The 19,103-nt window shown below is 63.7% G+C and carries 18 protein-coding genes and 1 other RNA gene; 7 read left to right on the top strand and 12 right to left on the bottom strand.

The genetic code is table 11. The features are described 5' to 3' along the window. The first annotated feature begins 25 nt into the window (after positions 1 to 25). The 4 genes from livH to H928_RS0121015 are packed head-to-tail and all read left to right on the top strand — an operon-like array spanning position 26 to position 3,693. The gene (livH, locus tag H928_RS0121030; RefSeq protein WP_027011204.1) at positions 26 to 949 is read left to right on the top strand and encodes a high-affinity branched-chain amino acid ABC transporter permease LivH; all 924 of its coding nucleotides are present in this window, start codon (positions 26 to 28) and stop codon (positions 947 to 949) included. Continuing rightward, positions 946 to 2,178, top strand: coding sequence for a high-affinity branched-chain amino acid ABC transporter permease LivM (locus tag H928_RS0121025; RefSeq protein WP_373604934.1), 1,233 nt, complete (start codon positions 946 to 948; stop codon positions 2,176 to 2,178). Before livH ends, H928_RS0121025 begins: the two co-directional genes overlap by 4 nt. Before the next feature lie 37 nt (positions 2,179 to 2,215). Then, positions 2,216 to 2,983 carry a high-affinity branched-chain amino acid ABC transporter ATP-binding protein LivG gene (gene livG, locus H928_RS0121020; RefSeq protein ID WP_021028268.1) on the top strand — a complete coding sequence of 256 codons (768 nt, stop codon included), beginning with the start codon at positions 2,216 to 2,218 and terminating at the stop codon, positions 2,981 to 2,983. 8 nt (positions 2,984 to 2,991) lie between these two features. Next, a complete protein-coding gene (locus tag H928_RS0121015; RefSeq protein ID WP_027011203.1) occupies positions 2,992 to 3,693 on the top strand; it encodes an ABC transporter ATP-binding protein in 702 nt (233 codons plus the stop codon). Between the two features lie 89 nt (positions 3,694 to 3,782). On the opposite strand, the gene H928_RS0121010 is transcribed toward H928_RS0121015, so the two are convergent. From H928_RS0121010 to ffs, 12 genes are all read right to left on the bottom strand, one after another. Then, positions 3,783 to 4,646, bottom strand: coding sequence for a TIGR00730 family Rossman fold protein (locus H928_RS0121010; protein ID WP_021028266.1), 864 nt, complete (start codon positions 4,644 to 4,646; stop codon positions 3,783 to 3,785). 154 nt (positions 4,647 to 4,800) lie between these two features. Then, on the bottom strand, positions 4,801 to 5,184 hold the full coding sequence (gene crcB / locus H928_RS0121005; RefSeq protein ID WP_027011202.1) for a fluoride efflux transporter CrcB: 384 nt from the start codon (positions 5,182 to 5,184) through the stop codon (positions 4,801 to 4,803). A gap of 69 nt (positions 5,185 to 5,253) precedes the next feature. Continuing rightward, positions 5,254 to 7,074 (bottom strand): peptidase M14, encoded by a 1,821-nt coding sequence (locus H928_RS0121000; protein ID WP_021028264.1) that lies wholly within the window; start codon positions 7,072 to 7,074, stop codon positions 5,254 to 5,256. Between the two features lie 134 nt (positions 7,075 to 7,208). Then, a complete protein-coding gene (mnhG, locus tag H928_RS0120995; protein ID WP_021028263.1) occupies positions 7,209 to 7,586 on the bottom strand; it encodes a monovalent cation/H(+) antiporter subunit G in 378 nt (125 codons plus the stop codon). Continuing rightward, complete coding sequence (locus tag H928_RS0120990; RefSeq protein ID WP_021028262.1) at positions 7,583 to 7,861, bottom strand: K+/H+ antiporter subunit F; 279 nt, start codon at positions 7,859 to 7,861, stop codon at positions 7,583 to 7,585. The genes mnhG and H928_RS0120990 overlap by 4 nt, the downstream gene beginning before the upstream one ends. Beyond that, complete coding sequence (locus H928_RS0120985) at positions 7,858 to 8,346, bottom strand: Na+/H+ antiporter subunit E (protein WP_021028261.1); 489 nt, start codon at positions 8,344 to 8,346, stop codon at positions 7,858 to 7,860. Before H928_RS0120985 ends, H928_RS0120990 begins: the two co-directional genes overlap by 4 nt. Next, complete coding sequence (locus H928_RS29100; RefSeq protein ID WP_021028260.1) at positions 8,343 to 10,115, bottom strand: monovalent cation/H+ antiporter subunit D; 1,773 nt, start codon at positions 10,113 to 10,115, stop codon at positions 8,343 to 8,345. The genes H928_RS0120985 and H928_RS29100 overlap by 4 nt, the downstream gene beginning before the upstream one ends. Continuing rightward, entirely contained in the window at positions 10,115 to 10,480 is a 366-nt protein-coding gene (locus H928_RS0120975; protein WP_021028259.1) for a Na+/H+ antiporter subunit C, read from the bottom strand. Before H928_RS0120975 ends, H928_RS29100 begins: the two co-directional genes overlap by 1 nt. A 12-nt stretch (positions 10,481 to 10,492) precedes the next feature. Further along, complete coding sequence (locus tag H928_RS0120970) at positions 10,493 to 13,417, bottom strand: monovalent cation/H+ antiporter subunit A (RefSeq protein WP_021028258.1); 2,925 nt, start codon at positions 13,415 to 13,417, stop codon at positions 10,493 to 10,495. A 473-nt stretch (positions 13,418 to 13,890) separates the two neighbouring features. Beyond that, positions 13,891 to 15,057, bottom strand: a complete 1,167-nt coding sequence (gene lapB / locus H928_RS0120965; protein ID WP_021028257.1) for a lipopolysaccharide assembly protein LapB — start codon at positions 15,055 to 15,057, stop codon at positions 13,891 to 13,893. Continuing rightward, on the bottom strand, positions 15,047 to 15,358 hold the full coding sequence (locus tag H928_RS0120960) for a lipopolysaccharide assembly LapA domain-containing protein (protein ID WP_021028256.1): 312 nt from the start codon (positions 15,356 to 15,358) through the stop codon (positions 15,047 to 15,049). Before H928_RS0120960 ends, lapB begins: the two co-directional genes overlap by 11 nt. Positions 15,359 to 15,456: 98 nt before the next feature. Further along, positions 15,457 to 15,552: signal recognition particle sRNA small type (ffs, locus tag H928_RS31120), an RNA gene on the bottom strand. Positions 15,553 to 15,708: 156 nt separating this feature from the next. Here ffs and dnaX point away from each other — a divergent pair. The 3 genes from dnaX (at position 15,709) to recR (ending at position 19,068) form a co-directional block, all read left to right on the top strand. Next, entirely contained in the window at positions 15,709 to 17,979 is a 2,271-nt protein-coding gene (gene dnaX, locus H928_RS0120955) for a DNA polymerase III subunit gamma/tau (RefSeq protein WP_021028255.1), read from the top strand. A gap of 64 nt (positions 17,980 to 18,043) precedes the next feature. Continuing rightward, on the top strand, positions 18,044 to 18,376 hold the full coding sequence (locus H928_RS0120950; RefSeq protein WP_021028254.1) for a YbaB/EbfC family nucleoid-associated protein: 333 nt from the start codon (positions 18,044 to 18,046) through the stop codon (positions 18,374 to 18,376). A 101-nt stretch (positions 18,377 to 18,477) separates the two neighbouring features. Continuing rightward, positions 18,478 to 19,068 carry a recombination mediator RecR gene (gene recR / locus H928_RS0120945; protein ID WP_021028253.1) on the top strand — a complete coding sequence of 197 codons (591 nt, stop codon included), beginning with the start codon at positions 18,478 to 18,480 and terminating at the stop codon, positions 19,066 to 19,068. Positions 19,069 to 19,103 lie beyond the last annotated feature (35 nt).

Raw genomic sequence — 19,103 nt, 5'->3', positions numbered from 1 at the left:
GCCAATGGAATTGGGTTGGTACGGTATGAACGATTTTTTGCCCCAATTCATACAACAGTTGTTCAATGGTTTGTCACTGGGCGCGATCTACGCGCTGGTGGCCATTGGCTACACGATGGTGTATGGAATTATCGGAATGATTAATTTCGCCCACGGCGAGATTTATATGATTGCGGCCTATATCGGCCTGGTGACCTTGTCGGCCATCGGCACGCAAAGCGGGCTGCCGGTCTTTGTGGTGATTGGTGCCATGCTGCTGGTGGCCGTGGTGCTCACCGGGGTCTATGGCTATGTGGTCGAGCAGGTGGCCTACAAGCCCTTGCGCAGCAGCCCCCGTCTGGTGGCCCTGATCTCGGCCATCGGTATGTCGATCTTCTTGCAGAACTGGGTGGCCCTGGGCCAGGGTGCGCGCGATATGGCGGTGCCTTCGCTGTTGCCTGGTGCATTCAACTTTCACATGGGTGATTTCGAGGTCTTTGTGCCTTACACCCGCGTCTTGATCATTGTGGTGGCCGTGGTGCTGATGGCCGCGCTGACCTTCTACATCCGCCACTCGCGCATGGGCCGCGCCTCGCGCGCCTGCTCGCAAGACATGCAGATGGCCAATCTGTTGGGCATTGACACCAACAAGGTGGTGTCGTTCACCTTCATCCTGGGCGCGGTGCTGGCTGCCGTGGGCGGCGTGCTGATTGCGCTGGCGATTGGCAAGCTCAACCCCTATATCGGTTTTGTCGCGGGCATCAAGGCCTTTACTGCAGCCGTGCTGGGCGGTATCGGCAGCATTCCGGGTGCGATGCTGGGCGGCGTGCTGCTGGGCATTGCCGAGACCATGGCTGCCGCCTATATCTCGTCCGAGTACAAGGACATCGTCGCCTTTGGTCTGCTGGTGCTGATCCTGCTCTTCCGCCCCACGGGCCTGTTGGGCAAGCCTGAAGTGGAGAAAGTCTGATGGTGAAAGCGAACATCAAGAACGCCATCATCTCGGCCGTGCTGGCCGCTTTGGTGGTGGTTCCCATCTTTGGCCTGCACCTGGAGCGCAAGGGCGGCCAGAACTACATTGAGCCGCACTGGAACCTGGTGATCTGGGGCTTTGTCATCGTGCTGGTGCTGCAGCTGGTCAAGCCACTGCTGGGTAAGCATATGGCCCGGGTGCAGGCGCCGCGCCTGCCCGAGGTCAGCGCCCGCATGCGCATGACATTGATGTGGCTGGTGATTGTGGCGGCCATTGCCTGGCCGTTTTTCAGCGGCCGCAACGCGGTCGATATCGCCACCCTGGCGCTGATCTATGTGATGCTCGGCCTGGGCCTGAACATCGTGGTCGGCTTTGCCGGTCTGCTGGATCTTGGCTTTGTCGGCTTTTATGCCGTGGGCGCCTATACCTACGCCTTGCTGTTCCACTGGGCCGGCTGGTCGTTCTGGGAAGCGCTGCCGCTGTCCGGCGCAGCCGCTGCCTTGTTCGGCTTTTTGCTTGGCTTTCCGGTGCTGCGCCTGCGCGGCGATTACCTGGCGATCGTGACCTTGGGCTTTGGCGAAATCATCCGCCTGCTGCTGGTCAACCTGGTGGACTTCACCGGCGGGCCGGATGGCATCTCGAGCATTCCCAAGCCCACCTTCCTGGGCTTTGAGCTGACCCGCTCGGCCTCGCAAGAGGGTGCGCAGACCTTGCAGCAGTTCCTGGGCATCGAGTTCAACACCATGCACATGGTGGTCTTTCTGTACCTGCTGGCGCTGGGCCTGGCCCTGGTCACCTTGTGGATCAGCAACCGCCTGATCCGCATGCCGATTGGCCGCGCCTGGGAAGCGCTGCGTGAAGACGAAGTCGCTTGCCGCTCGCTGGGCATGAACCCCACCAAGATCAAGCTCTCGGCCTTCACCTTGGGCGCGATGTTTGCCGGTTTTGGCGGTGCATTCTTTGCCGCGCGCCAGGGCATTGTCAGCCCCGAGTCGTTCAGCTTTATCGAGTCGGCGCTGATCCTGGCCATCGTGGTGCTGGGCGGCATGGGCTCGCAGATCGGCGTCGTCGTGGCCGCGATCCTGATCACGGTGCTGCCCGAGCTGGCACGCGAGTTCTCGGAATACCGCATGCTGATTTTCGGCCTGGTGATGATCTTGATGATGGTCTGGCGTCCGCAGGGCTTGTTCCCGATGAAGCGCCACCATGAAGAGTTGAAGCAATGACCGTAAACACGGAAAACGCAAACAGGGAGAAGTGTTTATGAGTCAAAGCATATTGAAGGTTGACGGCCTGTGCATGCGCTTTGGCGGCTTGCTCGCGGTCGACCAGGTCGCGCTCGATGTCAAGCCGCAAGAGGTGTTCGCCATCATTGGCCCCAATGGCGCGGGCAAGACCACCGTGTTCAACTGCATCAGCGGTTTCTACAAGCCCACGGCCGGTACCGTGTCGCTGGGCGGGCAGTCGATTGCCGGCCTTGCCAGCCATGAGGTGGCCAACCACGGCGTGGTGCGTACCTTCCAGAACGTGCGCCTGTTCAAGGGCATGACGGTGCTGGAAAACCTGCTGGTGGCCCAGCACCAGCAGATCAAGCGCAATCTGCTGTCGGGCCTGTTCAAGACCAAGGCCTACCGTGCGGCCGAAGAGCACGCCAAGGAGCAAGCGGCCCACTGGCTGGATGTGATGGGCCTGCGTGCCTTTACCAACCGCGAGGCGGGCAACCTGGCCTATGGCCACCAGCGCCGGCTGGAGATTGCGCGCTGCATGATCACCAAGCCCAAGCTGCTGATGCTCGACGAGCCTGCAGCGGGCCTGAACCCGCAGGAAAAGGTGGAGCTGCAGCACCTCATCGACCGCTTGCGCCGCGAATACGGCGTGACCGTGCTGCTGATCGAGCACGACATGAGCCTGGTGATGGGGGTGTCCGAGCGCATCCTGGTGATGGAGTATGGCAAGCCGATTGCACTGGGTGTGCCGGAGGTCATTCGCAATGACGAACGCGTGATCAAGGCATACCTGGGAGAGTCCTGATGCAGCCGATGTTGGAAATCAAGAATATCAGCACGCATTACGGTGCGATTTGTGCAGTCAACGATGTGAGCCTGCATGTCAATGAGGGGGAGATCGTCTCGCTGATTGGCAGCAATGGCGCGGGGAAGACCACCTTGCTGATGAGCGTCTGCGGCAACCCCTGTGCCACCACGGGCTCGATCAAGTTCGAGGGCGAAGAGCTGGTGGGCCAGTCCTCGCACCTGATCATGCGCAAGGGCATTGCGATCTCACCCGAAGGCCGCCGTGTGTTCAAGGACCTGACCGTCATGGAGAACCTGCAGATGGGCGCGTTCTTCTTGAACAAGCAGGAGATTGCGCACGGCATTGACTATGTCTACGGCCTCTTTCCCCGCCTCAAGGAGCGAGCCGACCAGCGCGCTGGCACCATGTCGGGCGGCGAGCAGCAGATGCTGGCCATTGGCCGGGCGCTGATGAGCAAGCCGCGTCTGCTGCTGCTCGATGAACCTACGCTGGGGCTGGCGCCGCTGATCATTGCGCAGATCTTCGAGATCATCAAGGCCGTTCGCGAGCAGGGCGTGACCGTCTTCCTGGTGGAGCAAAACGCCAACCAGGCGCTGCAGATCGCCGACCGTGGCTATGTGCTGGAGACCGGCAAGGTCACCTTGGAGGACTCTGGCGTCAACCTGCTGCGCAACCAGGACATCCGCAAGGCCTACCTGGGCGGCTGATCCGCGCAGCGGCACGCTCCCGCTACCCAAAGCAAAACCGCTGCTGACTGCATGGCCAGGAGCGGTTTTTTTATGGGCCGAACGCTGCTTTAGCGCTGGTAGTAGGCTTGGATGATGCGGCAGGCCTCATGCACATCGTCGGTGATGTGGAACAGCTTGACGTTCTCAGGCGAGATGGTGCCGTACTCGATCATCACATCGAAGTTGAGCATGCGCGACCAGAAATCCACGCCAAACAGCACAATCGGCACGCCCTTGGCCTTGTGGGTCTGCACCAGGGTCAGCACCTCGAACAGCTCATCCATCGTGCCAAAGCCGCCGGGAAACACCACCAGGGCGCGCGCGCGCATCATCAGGTGCATCTTGCGCAGCGCAAAGTAGTGGAACTTGAAGCACAGCGCCGGCGTGATGTAGCGGTTGCCCGACTGCTCATGGGGCAAGGTGATGTTCATGCCGACATTGGGTGCGTGCTCTTCGGAGGCGCCGCGGTTGGCCGCTTCCATGATGCCGGGGCCGCCGCCGGTACAGATATAGAGGCGGTCTTCGAGCTTCTGGGTTTCGCTGAACTTGGCCACCAGGCGCGCAAAGCGGCGCGCGGCATCGTAGTAGCGGCTGGTGGTGACGGCGCGCTGCGCCACGGCAATTGCCTGGGCATCGCCCTGGGCCTGGGCGGCAGCCAGCAGTACCTCGGCCTCTTCGGGCGCGACAAAGCGGGCGCTGCCAAACACCACCACGGTGTTGTTGATGCCCTGGGCGGTCAGCTCCAGATCGGGCTTGAGCATCTCGAGCTGAAAGCGGATCGAGCGGGTCTCGCGGCGGCTCAGAAACTCGGGGTCGGCAAAGGCCAGGCGGTAAGAGTCGCGCTTGGCAGCCTGCTCTGGCGGCATGTCGGCGCCGAACAGGTTCCAGTCATGCGCCATGACTTGTTCGTCGAGTTGGGTGTTGGCGTCCATGGTCTTCTCCAGCTTTCACAATGCCAGTGCCCGGCAGGCACCAGCGTTCACAAAAAACACAAGCAGCGCAAGCGGGGCCTGCGCTGCTACTGAATATAGAGCGATTTGGGCATGCGCTTGCGCCAATGCCTTAAAAAATACGCCTTGAGGATCCTCAGCGCCCGCCCCACAGCGCCTGGCCGGTCGCCAGGCCCAGGGCTGTCAAGGCCAGCGAGCCCAGCAGGTGCAGGCTGCATTGCAGCAGCGCCAGGCCGTAGCGCTGGGCCTGCAGCATCGATACCGTCTCGGCAGAGAAGCTGGAAAAGGTGGTGAGGGCGCCCAGAAAACCGGTGATCAGCACCAGGCGCCAGACCGGGTCAATGCCCGGTGCGTTTTGGAACAGGGCCACCAGCAGCCCGATGGCATAGCCGCCCACCAGGTTGGCTGCCAAGGTGCCCCAGGGCAGCAAGGCATAGGGCTGGTTGAGCCAGCGGCCCAGTTGCCAGCGTGCCAGCGCGCCCAGGCAGGCGCCAATCGATATGCCAAGTACATTCCACATGGCAGGCAGCTTAGCAGGGCGCAGCTGCACTGCGTGAAAATCGGTGCCAGGCCAGTGATGCTCACCAGCTCAGCGCGTTTGCACAATGTCCTGCCAGGCGGCATAGGCGGCCAGCACCGCAGCGCGTTGCACGGTATGCGCAAATACCAGCGCATCGCCCACCACCGTCTGGTCCGGGAACTCGGTGATCAGGCTCACGGGGGCCAGGCCATGGTTGTCGACCTGCATGGTGCAGGGCGTGCCGTGCCGCAGCTCAAATGGCTGGCGGCCGGAATGGCGTTGGTACAGCGCCAATTGGCGGCGGTTGTATTCTGGCAAACCTTCTACCTGCAGCAAGGCCTGCGCGACCCGCTCGGCGAGAGCCTCTGCCTGCGGCTGCCAGTCTTCCTGGTAGCGCAGAATCAGGAAAAAGCCCTTGGGAATGGTCCAGAGGTCAAAGCCCTGCGGTACATAGCCAGACAGGGGCCGCGTCCATTCATTGGCCGGGTAGCCATGCAGGCTCAGGTGCAACTGCGCGCCACTGGCGGCAATCGCATCACGCCGCAGCGCGCCTTCATACCAGGGGGCATGGTCGCGGTAGGCCAGGTCATCGCCCAGCGCGGTGTAGCGCGCTGCATGGTGCATCTGCTCGGGGGCATAGCGGCAGTACCACTGGTGCAGGTCGTAGCCGTCGGGGTTCTCGACGGGGATATAGGCAAAGTGGCTGTCCGCCTGCTGCGCCAGTGCCAGCGCACCGCGCAGCGCGCCTGTCACGCCCGATATCTCGTTGGCATGCTGGCCGCCACTCAGCACCACCGGGTGCTCGCTGCCCTTTTTGTAAGTGGCGGCAATGCGGCGGCCTTGCACGCTCTGGCCCTGGCAGGCGCTGCCATAGGCGGCAAACAGCGGCTGGACCAGCGCATCCATCTGGGCCAGGCTCGGCGCGCGCTGTAGCTGCGCTGCGGCTGCATCGGCCTGGGCCATGCTGTGGGGGCTGAGGGCAGCCGCTGGCAGGCCGTTATCCACCTCGGGCAAAGGCTCGCTCAGGGCCAGTGCGCGGATCTGCAAGCCCACCGTTGTCAGCTCCAGCGGATGGGACTGGGCGGCGATGCGGATATCGGGCACGATCTGGCCCGGTTGCAGGCGGCGGTCACCGGCTGCGCGGCCTGACAGCTTTTGGAAATGCTCCAGCAGCGAGAAATACAGGTCCTCGTGCATGGCTTCGGGCGTGCTCATGGTCTCGCCGGTGCCGGCAATCTGCTGCTCAAAACCAGGCAGCTGCATGGCAATGTGCAGGCGGCCAAAGAAGGGCTCGGTCTTGGGCCAGGCATGGTGCTCAATGGCCTGCATCGCTTGGGCATAGGCCGCTTCATAGTCGGTGAGTACAGCGGTATCGTGCACGATGCGCCCCTGGGCATCATGCGCCTGTTGCCAGCCGCAGGGGGTGATGCCGCTGCTGCCGTGCGCCGATTCGAAAGCCCGGTTGGGCGCGAACACCTGCAGGCTTTGTGTACGCCCATCCTGGTAGCGCAGCGCCAGTGTGTAGCTGCTGTTGGGCTGGCCAGCCTCCATCTGCAGATCGACACCGGGCGGCAGCATCGCGGCCAGCGGGTAGGCCTCCAGCATGAAGCGGTTGGCGGCAGCATCTGCATGCAGCGGGTAGTACAGCTGCAGGCTTTGCAGCCCGGTGGTGTCCAGATCTTCCAGCACCGCATGTACCAGCGGCTTGTAGGCGCTGCGGATGCGGGCGCTGATGCCCTGTTTGGCCAGTTGTTGCTCCGCCGCCCGGCGCGCATCAACGCCTTCAAAACACCAGAGCTGCCACGCCAGCTCGGGCTGCGGATGGACCAGGCGTTCAGCCAGCCATTGGCTGAGCGTGCGGTTGAGGGTGTGGGAGAGCAAAAGCGTCATGGCGGGGCCTGGGGTGTGGATGCGGGTGGTCCACCAGCATAGAACAAGCGCGCTCTTCCTGCTGTCCCCTGGCGCTTATTCCCCAATGCGCCTCGCCCGCCGTGGTGGCTTAGCCGTCTATCGCCATCGCGGGCTCAGGCGTCGTTGCCTTCCGGGTTGGCCGAGACGATGCGGCTCAGGCTGGGCGGCACATCCTTGCCCATGCGCCTGTCGCGGAACAGTGCCGCACGCATCAAGAAGATATTGGTGATGGGGACAGCCACCGACAGCAGCACGGCGATCAGCAAGGTGTGAAAGCTGGGCTTGTGCGACTGCAGGCTGAAGTAGAAGACGGAGCTCCAGACAATCAGCCAGCAGCCGGCGCAGGCGATGATCGACGGGGTGTGCACGCGTTCGTAGTAGCTGGGCAGGCGGAACAGGCTGAGCGCGCCGATCAGGGTGATCAGGCAGCCAGCGAGCACCAGCACCGACACGAGAATCTGCACCCAGATGGGCAGGTCGATTTCCGTCATTCGATCACCTCCCCGCGCAGCAGGAACTTGGCCATGGCTGTGGAGCTGACAAAGCCAAACAGCGCGATGAGCAGGGCCGCTTCAAAGTAATTGACCGATGCATAGTGGATGCCCAGCACCAGCATGGCGAGCATGCCGATCAGGTACATGCAGTCCAGGGCCAGCACGCGGTCCTGTGCCTGCGGGCCCTTGAGCAGCCGGATCATCGCAAACAGCATCGCCAGCAGCAGGATGAACAGGGCTGCCGGCATGGTCCAGGCAAGAATATTGTTCATTCAAAAATCTCCATGAGGGGCCGTTCATAGAAGGCCTTGATGTGGTCGATGACGCCCTGCGGGTCATCTGCCTCCAGCACATGCAAGAGCAGGATGGAGCGGTCACGCGATATCTCGGCCCAGGCGGTGCCCGGGGTGATACAGACGATCATCGCCAGTACCGCCAGACCATTGGGGTCGCGCAGTTGCAGGGGCACATGCACAAAGCCGGCGGGCTTTTTGCGGCTGCCCGGCATCAGCAGCAGGCGCAGCACGGCGCCATTGGAGCGAATCGAGTCGGCCGCCACGCGCAGGCCCAGGCGAATGATGGTCCAGGGCTTTTTGATGCTGACCGAGCGGGGGCGCAGGCCTTGGGTCAGCACCGGGATCAGCAAGCCGAACAGCACGCCCAGGATGATCTGCCCGGGGCTGATGCTGCGGTTGAGCAGCAGCCACACCAGGCACAGCAGTACGGACAGCAGGGGGGCAGGGAAAAGGCGCTTCATCGCTCGCTACCTCCTGCAGGGGCTGCATCTGGCGCCGCTGTAAAGCCTGATTCAGGCAGCACGGTCGGGATCTCGGGCGCAACCACGGGCTTGGCCGTGGGGGAGGGCTTGGGGCTGGTCTCCAGCACCGCGCGGATGTAGTTGCCGGGAGAGTGGAGGTTGTCGGCCGCGCGCTGGGTAAAGCGCATCACGCTGGCGCCATGGGTCACCATCAAAATGCAGCAGCCCAGCAAAATGGCCAGGGGCAGGCCTTCGATCACCTTGAGCTCGGGCGTGTTGCGGCTGATGCTGGACCAGAACTCGCGAATGCCGATGCGCACCAGGGCCGTCAAGGCCATCAGGCCCGTGGCGATCAGGATGGCCATGAACAGCCAGCCCAGCCAGCCGATCTGTGTGCCCGCCGACGAGCCCAGACCCAGCGGGTTTAGCAGCGCCGAGAGCATCGCGAACTTGCCGATAAAGCCCGACAGCGGGGGCAGGCCGGAAATCACCAAGGTGCAGACCATGAACGACAGGCCCAGGAAGGCCATCGCCGCCGGAATGGCCCGGCCAATCAGCACTTCCTCGTCCTCGTCCAGGTTCAGGCCCTCGCGCGGCAACAGCTCTGCCGTCAAAAACGGCGCCTCCTCATCCTCAAAGCGCACACTGGCGCCGTCGGTCGTGCGCCAACGCTCGATCAGGTCGGTGACCAGGAACAGTGCGGCCACGGCCAAGGTGGAGCTGGGCATGTAGTACAGCAAGGCGCTGGTCATCAGGTTCTGGCCAAAGCCGGCCGCGGCGAGCAAGGTGCCGGCCGACAGAATGGCTGCATAGCCCGCCACATAGCCCAGGCGCTGCGTGCCCAGGATGGAGACGGCCGCGTACAGCATGGTGGCGAGCCCGCCCAGGATCAGCCAGGCGCTGCCAAAATGGGCCGACGGCCCGGCCTCGCTGCTGAACATCAAGGTCCACAGGCGCACAATCGTGTAGATGCCCACCTTGGTCATCAGCGCAAAAATGGCACCCACCGGCGCGGTGGCCGAGCCATAGGCGGGCACCAACCAGAAGTTCAGCGGCCAGACCGCCGCCTTGATCAGAAAGGCGGTCGCCAGAATGCCGGCAGCGGTATGCAGCAAGCCCCGGTCTGCGCTGCTGACGCTGGGGATGATGCGCGCCAGATCGGCCATGTTCAAGGTGCCGGTGATGCCGTAGAGCATCGACACGCCAATCAGGAACAGCGACGAGGCCGCCAGGTTGATGGCGATGTAGTGCAGGCCATGCTGCACCCGTGATTTGCCCGAGCCGTGCAGCAGCAAACCGTACGATGCCGCCAGCATGATCTCGAAGAACACGAAGAGGTTGAACAGGTCACCGGTCAGGAAGGCGCCGGCCAGGCCCATCATCTGGAACTGGAACAGCGGGTGAAAATGCACGCCCACCCGGTGCCAGCGCGCGCCGGAATACACCACGGCGCAGAGCGCGACCACGCTGGTAGTCAGCAGCATCAGGGCCGAGAGCCGGTCGAGCACCAGCACAATGCCAAACGGCGCGGCCCAGTTGCCCGAGAGGTAGACGCTCATCGAGGTGGCCATGCCATCCTGGTTGCTCCATTTGACCAGGGCCATCGCAATGACCAGGCCGATCAGGCAGGAGCTGATGTTCATCAGCAGTTTGGTGCGTTGGTACTTCTCGCCCAAGGTCAGCATCAGCGCTGCGGTCAGCATGGGCAGCAAAATCGGTGCCAGCAACAGGTGCGGCATCAGGCGCTCAGTCAGCATCATCAGCGACATCAAGGCGCCTCCTGCACATCGTTGGACAGGGAGCCGTCCACGTGGTCAGTGCCCGTCATGCCGCGCGAGGCGAGCAGCACCACCAAAAAGAGCGCGGTCATCGCAAAGCCGATGACGATGGCCGTCAGCACCAGGGCCTGCGGCATGGGGTCGGCGTAATGCATCAAATCGGTGGGCACACCGGGCTGCAGTATCGGTTCGCGGTCGATCGCCAGGCCCACGCGGCCCATGCTGAAGATAAACAAATTGACCGCATACGACAGCAAGAGCAGACCCATGATGATCTGAAACGTCCGTGGGCGCAGCAACAGCCAGACGCCGGAGCCGGTCAATACGCCAATGGCAATGGCCAGTACGATTTCCATTTGGTATTGTCCTTAGGGTTGAGAAGCGGAGTCGCTGCGCTCGCCTTGCTGGCGCTCGTGGAAGCGGAATCCCCGGACGGATTGGTGGGCAATGCTGGTGAGCATCAGCATGGTCGAGCCCACGACCAGCGAGAACACCCCAATATCAAAGAACAGCGCGCTGGCGACATGGATCTCGCCTACCACGGGCAAGGTCAGGTGTGCGGTGTGGCTGGGGAGGAAGGGGTAGCCAAAGTACCAGCTGCCCACACCCGTGCCCAGCGCAAACAGCAGGCCGGCGGCGATCCAGCGGCGCGGGTAGATCGGCAGATGCGATTCGACCCAGTGCGTGCCGGAGATGATGTACTGCAGCAGCAGGCCAATGGCCAGGGTCAGGCCGGCCACAAAGCCGCCACCGGGCTCGTTGTGGCCGCGCATGAACAGGTACATGGCCACAATGGCGGCAAATGGCAGCAGCAGGCGCACCAGCACCGCCGGCACCATCAGGTAGCCCACAGCGGTATCGGTCGCGCTGCGCGGGTTGAGCAGGTCGGTCTGCAAGTCAGCTGGCAAAAAGCGCTGCTGCTCGGGCACATCCATGGCCTCTGGTGCGGGGCGGAAGCGGCGCAGCAGCGCATAGACGGTGAGCGCCACAATGCCGAGCACAACAATCTCGCCAAAGGTATCAAAGCCCCGGAAATCGACCAGCATGACGTTGACCACGTTGGTGCCGCCGCCCTCGGGCAGGGCGCGCTCCAGGAAGAAGGTCGAGGTGCTCTCCGGGAAGGGCCGGCTCATCATCGCAAACGACAGCCAGGCCATGCCGCCACCAGCGAGCAGCGCAATGGCCAGGTCACGCCAGCGGCGCAACGTGACCAGTGCACCATGCTGGGAGACTTTCTTGAGCTTCTTGTCGCGCTTGGGCAGCCAGCGCAGGCCCAGCAGCAGCAGCACGGTGGTAACCACCTCGACCACCAACTGGGTCAAGGCCAGATCGGGTGCAGAGAACCACAGGAAGGTCATGCAGGTGGCGAGACCCGCGCCACCCAAGGTGACCAGGGCCGCCAGACGGTGGTACTTGACCAGGAAGGCCGCTGCCAGCGAGCAGCTGATACCGATCAGCCACAGAATGCCAAAGGCGGGCGACAGCGGCTGCAGGCCCCGGTTGCCCAGTTGCAGGCCGTGGATCAGCAAGGGCAGGGTGGCGGTCAGCAAGGCGGCCAGCACCAGCCACAGCGCCTGCCACTGCCAGCGGCGCGTGCCCAGCCAGCGGCGCATATGGCGCGCGCCATTGGTGATGATCGCCATCACCGCCTGGAACACCCATTGGCCATTGACGCGGCCAACCAGCGGCGCATCATCGAGGTATTGCTTGGATCGCAACAGGCGCAGCAGCAAGTACAGCAGGATGCCCGCCAGCATCGCGATGATGCTCATCACCAGCGGTGCATTGATGCCGTGCCACAGCGCCAGGCTGAACTCCGGCAAATTGCCGCCCACCACCGGCGAGGCAGCTGCATCCAGGTAGCTGCCCACCGCCCAGGCCGGGAAGATGCCCACCAGCAGGCAGATCAGCACCAAGAGCTCGACCGGCACACGCATCCAGTGTGGTGGCTCATGGGGCTCATGGGGCAGATCGGTAGCGGGCGGGCCAAAAAACACATCGACCGTGAAGCGCAGCGAGTAGGCCACGCTGAAAATGCCGGCCAAGGTGGCGGCCACTGGCAAGGCGGTGGTCAGAAACGGCGTGGTGTTGATGTACACCGTCTCGGCAAAAAACATCTCTTTGGACAAAAAGCCGTTGAGCAGCGGCACACCGGCCATCGCCGCGCTGGCCACCATCGCCAAGGTGCCGGTGATCGGCATCATCTTTTGCAGGCCGGAGAGGCGGCGGATATCGCGGGTGCCGGATTCGTGGTCCACAATGCCGGCGGCCATGAACAGCGAGGCCTTGAAGGTCGCATGGTTCATGATGTGGAACACGGCAGCGACAGCGGCCAGCGGGCTGTTGAGGCCCAGCAGCAAGGTGATCAGGCCCAGGTGCGATAAGGTGGAGTACGCCAACAGCGCCTTCATGTCGTGCTGGAACATGGCGATATAGCCACCCAGCAGCAAGGTGATGGCGCCGGCACCGCCAACGAGCCAGAACCATTCCTCGGTACCGCTCAGTGCAGGCCAGAGGCGGGCGAGCAAAAAGACCCCCGCCTTGACCATCGTGGCCGAGTGCAGGTAGGCCGAGACCGGGGTGGGGGCTGCCATCGCGCGCGGCAGCCAGAAATGGAAGGGGAACTGCGCGCTCTTGGTGAGCGCGCCGAGCAGGATCAGCACCAGGGTGACGCGGTAGAGCTCGTGGTTGCGGATCTGGTCGCCTGCGGCCAGCACATTGTCGAGCTCATAGCTGCCCACAATGTGGCCCAGCAGCAGCACACCGCCCAACAGGCACAAGCCCCCGGTGCCGGTCACGGTGAGCGCCATGCGCGCGCCCATGCGGGCATCCTTGCGGTGGTGCCAGTAGCCGATCAGCAGGAAGGAGAACAGGCTGGTCAGCTCCCAGAAGAACACCAGCTGGATCAGGTTGCCCGAGAGCACCACGCCCATCATCGAGCCCATGAAGGCCAGGAAGAACGAGAAAAAGCGCGGAACCGGGTCGGCTTGCGACATGTAGTAGCGCGCATACAGCACGACCAGACTGCCAATGCCCAGCACCAGGATGGAGAACAGCCAGGCAAACCCGTCCATGCGGAAGTGCAGATCCAGACCCAGCTGGCCCAGCCAGGCAACGTTGTGGTGCACGACGCCGTTGTTCTGCGTTTCCGGGAAAAGCATGGCGACCTGAACCACACAGAACACCGCGATGGCCCCTGCCAGCGTGGACTCGGTGTTACGCGCGTTGGCAGGCAGCAGCGCTGCAATTGCGCTGCCGATGAAGGGGAGGAGGATCAGGTATGAAAGTGCCATTTCTTTGTAAATTCTACAAGCTGGCCCGATCCCAGCTGCTACTAAAACCCGAGCAAGTTCAGGATATTGGTCATGGCTTATCGATAGTCAATACCCCATGTTAGTGACTGCAAATGCGCGAGCAAAGGTGTTTCTTGATGCCTGTTTTGAGTATGCGCCCATGCATGCTTTGCATGAATAGCCCGGCGCTTGCCCATAGCACAACACTGCAGGCTTGCTGCAGTGTCGGGTGGCTGGTTCAGGGGGAGGCGATGGCGGCGCCGCAGGCTAAAAACACCAGTTGGGCGTGGTGGAAGCGTGCGTTGCACCGCTGCTGGCGCGTGGCAGCAGAGCGGTGCGGGCGGGGCTGGGCTGCGTGGGGTCCGGTGCCGTGGCATATCAGGGCTCCTGCGCCCCAGGGCAGGGCGTTTGTGCATCCTAGCAGAAGCGACTGGGAAGTCCTATCGCTGTTTGGATAGGTTTAGAACAGGCGCTTACTGCTCTTCCACCCGGCGCGGCGGGTAGCTGTCCCAGGATTGGCAGCCGGGGCATTGCCAGAAATGCTGGCGCGCCTCAAAGCCGCAGGCGGCGCAGCGGTAGCGGGTGAGAGGCTTGGCGGCATTGTCCAGCGCGCGCTGAATGGCAGGGTGGTGCTCTTCGTGGCTGAGCGATTCCTGCGCGAGCCAGCGGCCGGCCGCGACCAGCGAGGGCTCATGGCGCAGGTGCTCGATGTACCAGTCGCGCCCGACCGGGCCCTCGGCTTGCTCCGCGCCGGCAAATTCGTCCAGCTGCACCAGGCTTTGCATCACATCCAGCGATGGCGCGCTTTGGTAGTTGGCCTCCAGCAGCGCACGCACCTGGGGCTTGCGCTCGTCGCTCTTGACCAGCTCCAGCATCAGCGGTGCGACCAGGGGTACCGATGAGGGCGACACCGAGGCCAGCTCCATCAGCGAACCCAGGGCCAGCGCGGGATGGCCGCTCTTGTGCTGCAGGTGGGCCAGCTCGATACGGGGGCGCGGCGCGTGCGGCGCCTCGGACTGGGCTTGCTGCAGCAAGTCCTGCGCGGCGTCGAGCTGGCCATGGGCGAGTTGGCCCAGCGCCTGCTCGCACAGGTAGTGGGCAATGCGCACGCTGTAGTCGCCCTGGTTGTGGCTGTGCATCAGGCGCGCGATCTGCACGGCTTGGGGCCAGTCATGGGCGCGCTCATAGATCGCCAGGCGCGAGAGGCGTGCCTCGTTCTCGTAGGGGGTGTTCTCCAGCCGGGCCAGCGCATCTTCGGCGCGGTCCAGCAGGCCCGCTTTCATGAAATCCAGGGCCAGCGCATGCTGGGCGCGTTCGCGCTCGGGCTTGCTGATGTCGGCGCGCGAGAGCAGGTGCTCATGCACGCGCACCGCGCGGCTGTATTCGCCCCGGCGGCGGAACAAATTGCCCAGCGCAAAGTGCAGCTCGGCGGTATCGGGGTCGTTCTGCACGGCCTCGATAAAGGCATCGATGGCCTTGTCCTGCTGCTCGTTCAAGAGAAAGTTCAGCCCCTTGAAGTAGGCCTTGGGGGCGCTGCGGTTCTCGCGGCGGATCTGGCGCAGATCAAAGCGCGAGGCCAGCCAGCCCAGCACAAACGCTGCAGGGAAACCCAGCAGGATCCAGGAGATGTCAAATTCCATGAGGTGGCAGCGGGGTGGTCTCGTCCGCAGGGGCGTTGGTGGAAAGGGTGGGCTCGCCCGCAGCGGTTTGCGCCGCCGCTGCACGCTGCGCGGCTTTGCGGTGCTTCCACCAGCGCGGCACCATGCCGATGATGCCGACAATCACGCCCGCGCTGAAGGCGAGCAGCACCACCAGAACCAGCGGCGCCTGCCATTGGGTGCCAAAAAACAGGTGCACCACCACATCCCGCTGGTTATTGAGCGCAAATGCAAACAGGGTGAAGAAGATGACAGCTTTGAGCAGCCACAGCAGGTATTTCATGGCAGTGACAGGAATGGCTTGGGCGCCATTCTACGTGGATTCCCACGCCTGGCCTGGAAAAGCAAATGCCAGCACGAGGCTGGCATTGGTCAAAAGAAGGTGACGAGCCTGACCCCGGCACTGGATCCACAGTTAGGGCTGCTTGGTTCCCCACCTGACCCGGTTGGCCGCTTCCCCATGCGAGGAGGCCCGTCAGCAGTCGATTGTACCTAAAGAATGGGACCCCCTTGGCCAAGCTGGCCAAAAAGTCCTTGTTCGCCTATGCGGCCAGGGCGCAGCGGCCAAAAGTATTGCAAGCTGCGCGCAGCCAGTGCCGCCCATGGCCGTGACTGACCGTAGAATGCGATGCTATGTCTTATCTTGTTCTCGCTCGCAAATACCGTCCGCGAAATTTCTCTGAAATGGTAGGCCAGGAGCATGTGGTGCAGGCGCTGTCCAATGCGCTGGTGCAGCAGCGCTTGCACCATGCCTATCTGTTCACGGGAACCCGGGGTGTGGGCAAGACGACGGTCTCGCGCATTCTGGCCAAGTCGCTCAACTGCACGGGCGCTGACGGCCATGGCGGCATCACCGCTGCGCCCTGCGGCGTGTGCCCGGCCTGTACCGAGATCGACAGCGGACGTTTCCCCGATTACACCGAGCTCGATGCCGCCTCCAATCGCGGCGTCGATGAAGTGCAGGGCCTCCTGGAGCAAGCGGTGTACAAGCCGGTGCAGGGGCGCTTCAAGGTCTTCATGATCGACGAAGTGCACATGCTCACCAATACCGCCTTCAATGCGATGTTGAAGACGCTGGAAGAGCCGCCCGCGTACCTGAAGTTTGTGCTGGCGACGACCGACCCGCAAAAGGTGCCGGTCACGGTGCTGTCGCGCTGCCTGCAGTTCAACCTGCGCCCGATGGCGCCAGAGACCATCCAGGAACACCTGGGCCGCGTGCTGGTGCAAGAGCAGATTGCGGCCGAGCCGCAAGCCTTGCGGCTGCTGTCGCGCTCGGCCCGTGGTTCGATGCGCGATGCGCTGTCGCTGACCGATCAGGCGATTGCCTTTGGTGGCGGCCAGCTGCAGGAAGCCAGCGTGCGCCAGATGCTGGGCGCCGTCGATTCCAGCCATGTGTTTCGCCTGATCGATGCGCTGGCGCGCGGTGATGGCGCCGAGGTGGTCGATACCGTCAACCAGCTGCGCCACCAGGGCTTGTCGGCCGCGTCAACCCTGGAAGACATGGCCGTGCAGCTGCAGCGCATGGCCGTGTTCCAGGCCGTGCCGGACAAGGCCCAGGCCGCCGGCGCGCAAGACGATGCCGAGCAGCAGGAGCTGCTGCGCCTGGCCCAGCAGATGCCTGCGGACGAGACCCAGCTGCTCTACAGCATTGCGCTGCATGGCCGGGGCGAGCTGGGTTTGGCACCGGATGAATATGCGGCCTTGACGATGGCGCTGCTGCGGCTGCTGGCCTTCAAGCCTGCGGGCTCGGCTGAAAAAAAAACTCTGAATAGTGGGGCTGTGGCCCCGGTGGCTGCTGCGCCCAAGCTAGCAGCTGCGCCGATTGCTGCGCCTGCCGTGGCTGTTGCTCCGCCCGTGGTGACGCCGGTTGCCGCGTCTCCAGCGCCGCAGGTCGCCCCTGCGGTGGATGCGCCCGTGGCCGTTGCGGCGCCTGTTGTTGCTGCTCCGCCATCGGCAGCCATTTCTGCGCCTGTTTCTGCACCGGTTTCAGCGCCCACACCTGTGTTCGCGCCTGTGCCCACACCGGCACCTGTGGCGGCTCCTGTGGCCCAGCCAGCAGCTCCGGCTTCCGAGCCTATCGCCGTCACGCCGGCAGTGGAAGCCGTCAAGCTGCCGGTGCGCAGCGCAGAAGATTTGATTCCCGCGCGCGCCGCAGCCACAGTGGCGCCTGCCGCAGTCGAGCCGCCAACCCCCGCCCAGACCGAGAAGGAGCTGGTGGAAGAGGAGCAGCCGCAGTCCCATGACGACGATGCCCCGTCCGAGCCGGACAGCGATGCCGAGGACGAGACCGCAGCGCCGTACTTTGACGAGGTACCGATGGAGGCCTATGCGGATGACGAGCCAGCAGCGCTGGCCGATCTGCCCGATGCAGCGCCTGCTACTCAGCCGCCAGCTGCAGCGGCCCCTGACCGTGCCAGTCTGATCGCCTTGCCGGTGCAAACGCCGCAAGCCAGTGAGCTGGACCGGCCAGCGGCCAACTTTGGCGAGAATCTGGGCCGTGTGCCGCCCGAATTCGAGGACACCGAAGAGGGCCGATTCTGGAACGACACGGTCACCGGCCTGGTGCAGGCCGAAGCCATCACGGCGGTGGCGCGCCAGTTGGCGCTGCGCTCCCAGCTCATCAAGCGCGAGGCCGATGCCTGGTGGCTGCGGGTGGACCTGGAGTCGCTCGCCCAGCCCGGCACGATCGAGCGCCTGCGCACCGCGCTGGTGGCCGCCGGTCTGGTGGGCAAGATCCAGGTGTCGGTGGGCGCCGTGAGCGACTGCCCGGCGCGGCGCAAGGCCCATGCCGTGCAGGCCCGCCAGCGCGCGGCCGAGGACACCGTGCGCCAGGATCCCTATGTCCAGTCTTTGATACAGCAATTTGGCGCGAAAATAGTGCCCGGTAGCATTCAGCCTCTATGATGCGGCGTTCGCTGGCAGATGGGCCTCCCCGCCTGCCGCAGGTTTTTATACAAAAGGATTTTCCATGTTCAACAAAGGACAACTCGCTGGTTTGATGAAGCAAGCCCAGGCCATGCAGGACAACCTCAAGAAGGCCCAGGACGACCTGGCCAACATCGAGGTCGAAGGCGAGTCCGGTGCCGGTCTCGTCAAGGTGCTGATGACCTGCAAGCACGACGTCAAGCGCGTGACCATTGACCCCAGCCTGCTGTCCGAAGACAAGGACATGCTCGAAGACCTGGTGGCTGCCGCCTTCAACGCTGCCGTGCGCAAGGCCGAAGAGACCAGCAACGAGAAGATGGGCAAGATCACCGCTGGCATGCCAGGCCTGCCCGGCGGCATGAAGTTCCCGTTCTAAGCTAGTCACTTTGTCGCAAGCTTTTATCGCTACCAAGCCCTTGGCTGCTCTGCACGGCCAAGGGCTTGTCTGTCTGGTGCAGCTGCTGATGGGCCCTGGCCATGTCTGATACCGGCACCCTGGAGGCGCTGGTGCAAGCGCTGCGCCGCCTGCCAGGCGTGGGGGTGAAGTCGGCATCGCGCATGGCGTTTCACCTGCTGCAAAACGACCGCGAGGGCGCCGAGCTGCTCTCGCGTGCCTTGCACGAGGCCAGCAGCCGGGTGCAGCACTGCGAGCGCTGCCACACCTTTACCGAAAACAGCATCTGCGACACCTGCCTGGACGAAGGGCGGGATGCCGCGCGCCTGTGCGTGGTGGAGACCCCGGCGGACCAGGCGGCGCTGGAGCGCACCGGCGCGTACAAGGGCTATTACTATGTGCTGATGGGGCGCCTGTCGCCGCTCGACGGCATTGGCCCGCGCGACATCGGTGTGCAGCAATTGCTGCAGCGCGCGAGCGACGGCGTGGTGCAGGAGGTGATCCTGGCCACCAATTTCACCGCCGAAGGGGAGGCCACCGCCCATGTGATCAGCGAGGCCTTGCAGCGCAAGGGCATTGGCTTTACGCGTCTGGCGCGTGGGGTGCCTATCGGCAGCGAGCTCGAATATGTGGACCTGGGCACCATTGCCCACGCATTGGCCGATCGCCGCTAAGGCCTTGGTGACTGGTGCGGTCAGCGCCTTTTCCC

The organism is Comamonas sp. B-9 (assembly GCF_000410635.1).
Taxonomy (GTDB): domain Bacteria; phylum Pseudomonadota; class Gammaproteobacteria; order Burkholderiales; family Burkholderiaceae_C; genus Comamonas.
This window is presented reverse-complemented; position numbering and strand designations above follow the sequence as displayed.

Bases quoted from the DNA above. Each gene is read 5' to 3' on its own strand.
- livH (WP_027011204.1), top strand. From the start codon at position 26: ATGAACGATTTTTTGCCCCAATTCATACAACAGTTGTTCAATGGTTTG.
- livG (WP_021028268.1), top strand. From the start codon at position 2,216: ATGAGTCAAAGCATATTGAAGGTTGACGGCCTGTGCATGCGCTTTGGC.
- H928_RS0121015 (WP_027011203.1), top strand. From the start codon at position 2,992: ATGTTGGAAATCAAGAATATCAGCACGCATTACGGTGCGATTTGTGCA.
- H928_RS0121010 (WP_021028266.1), bottom strand. From the start codon at position 4,646: ATGGACGCCAACACCCAACTCGACGAACAAGTCATGGCGCATGACTGG.
- crcB (WP_027011202.1), bottom strand. From the start codon at position 5,184: ATGTGGAATGTACTTGGCATATCGATTGGCGCCTGCCTGGGCGCGCTG.
- H928_RS0121000 (WP_021028264.1), bottom strand. From the start codon at position 7,074: ATGACGCTTTTGCTCTCCCACACCCTCAACCGCACGCTCAGCCAATGG.
- mnhG (WP_021028263.1), bottom strand. From the start codon at position 7,586: ATGACGGAAATCGACCTGCCCATCTGGGTGCAGATTCTCGTGTCGGTG.
- H928_RS0120990 (WP_021028262.1), bottom strand. From the start codon at position 7,861: ATGAACAATATTCTTGCCTGGACCATGCCGGCAGCCCTGTTCATCCTG.
- H928_RS0120985 (WP_021028261.1), bottom strand. From the start codon at position 8,346: ATGAAGCGCCTTTTCCCTGCCCCCCTGCTGTCCGTACTGCTGTGCCTG.
- H928_RS29100 (WP_021028260.1), bottom strand. From the start codon at position 10,115: ATGTCGCTGATGATGCTGACTGAGCGCCTGATGCCGCACCTGTTGCTG.
- H928_RS0120975 (WP_021028259.1), bottom strand. From the start codon at position 10,480: ATGGAAATCGTACTGGCCATTGCCATTGGCGTATTGACCGGCTCCGGC.
- H928_RS0120970 (WP_021028258.1), bottom strand. From the start codon at position 13,417: ATGGCACTTTCATACCTGATCCTCCTCCCCTTCATCGGCAGCGCAATT.
- lapB (WP_021028257.1), bottom strand. From the start codon at position 15,057: ATGGAATTTGACATCTCCTGGATCCTGCTGGGTTTCCCTGCAGCGTTT.
- H928_RS0120960 (WP_021028256.1), bottom strand. From the start codon at position 15,358: ATGAAATACCTGCTGTGGCTGCTCAAAGCTGTCATCTTCTTCACCCTG.
- dnaX (WP_021028255.1), top strand. From the start codon at position 15,709: ATGTCTTATCTTGTTCTCGCTCGCAAATACCGTCCGCGAAATTTCTCT.
- H928_RS0120950 (WP_021028254.1), top strand. From the start codon at position 18,044: ATGTTCAACAAAGGACAACTCGCTGGTTTGATGAAGCAAGCCCAGGCC.
- recR (WP_021028253.1), top strand. From the start codon at position 18,478: ATGTCTGATACCGGCACCCTGGAGGCGCTGGTGCAAGCGCTGCGCCGC.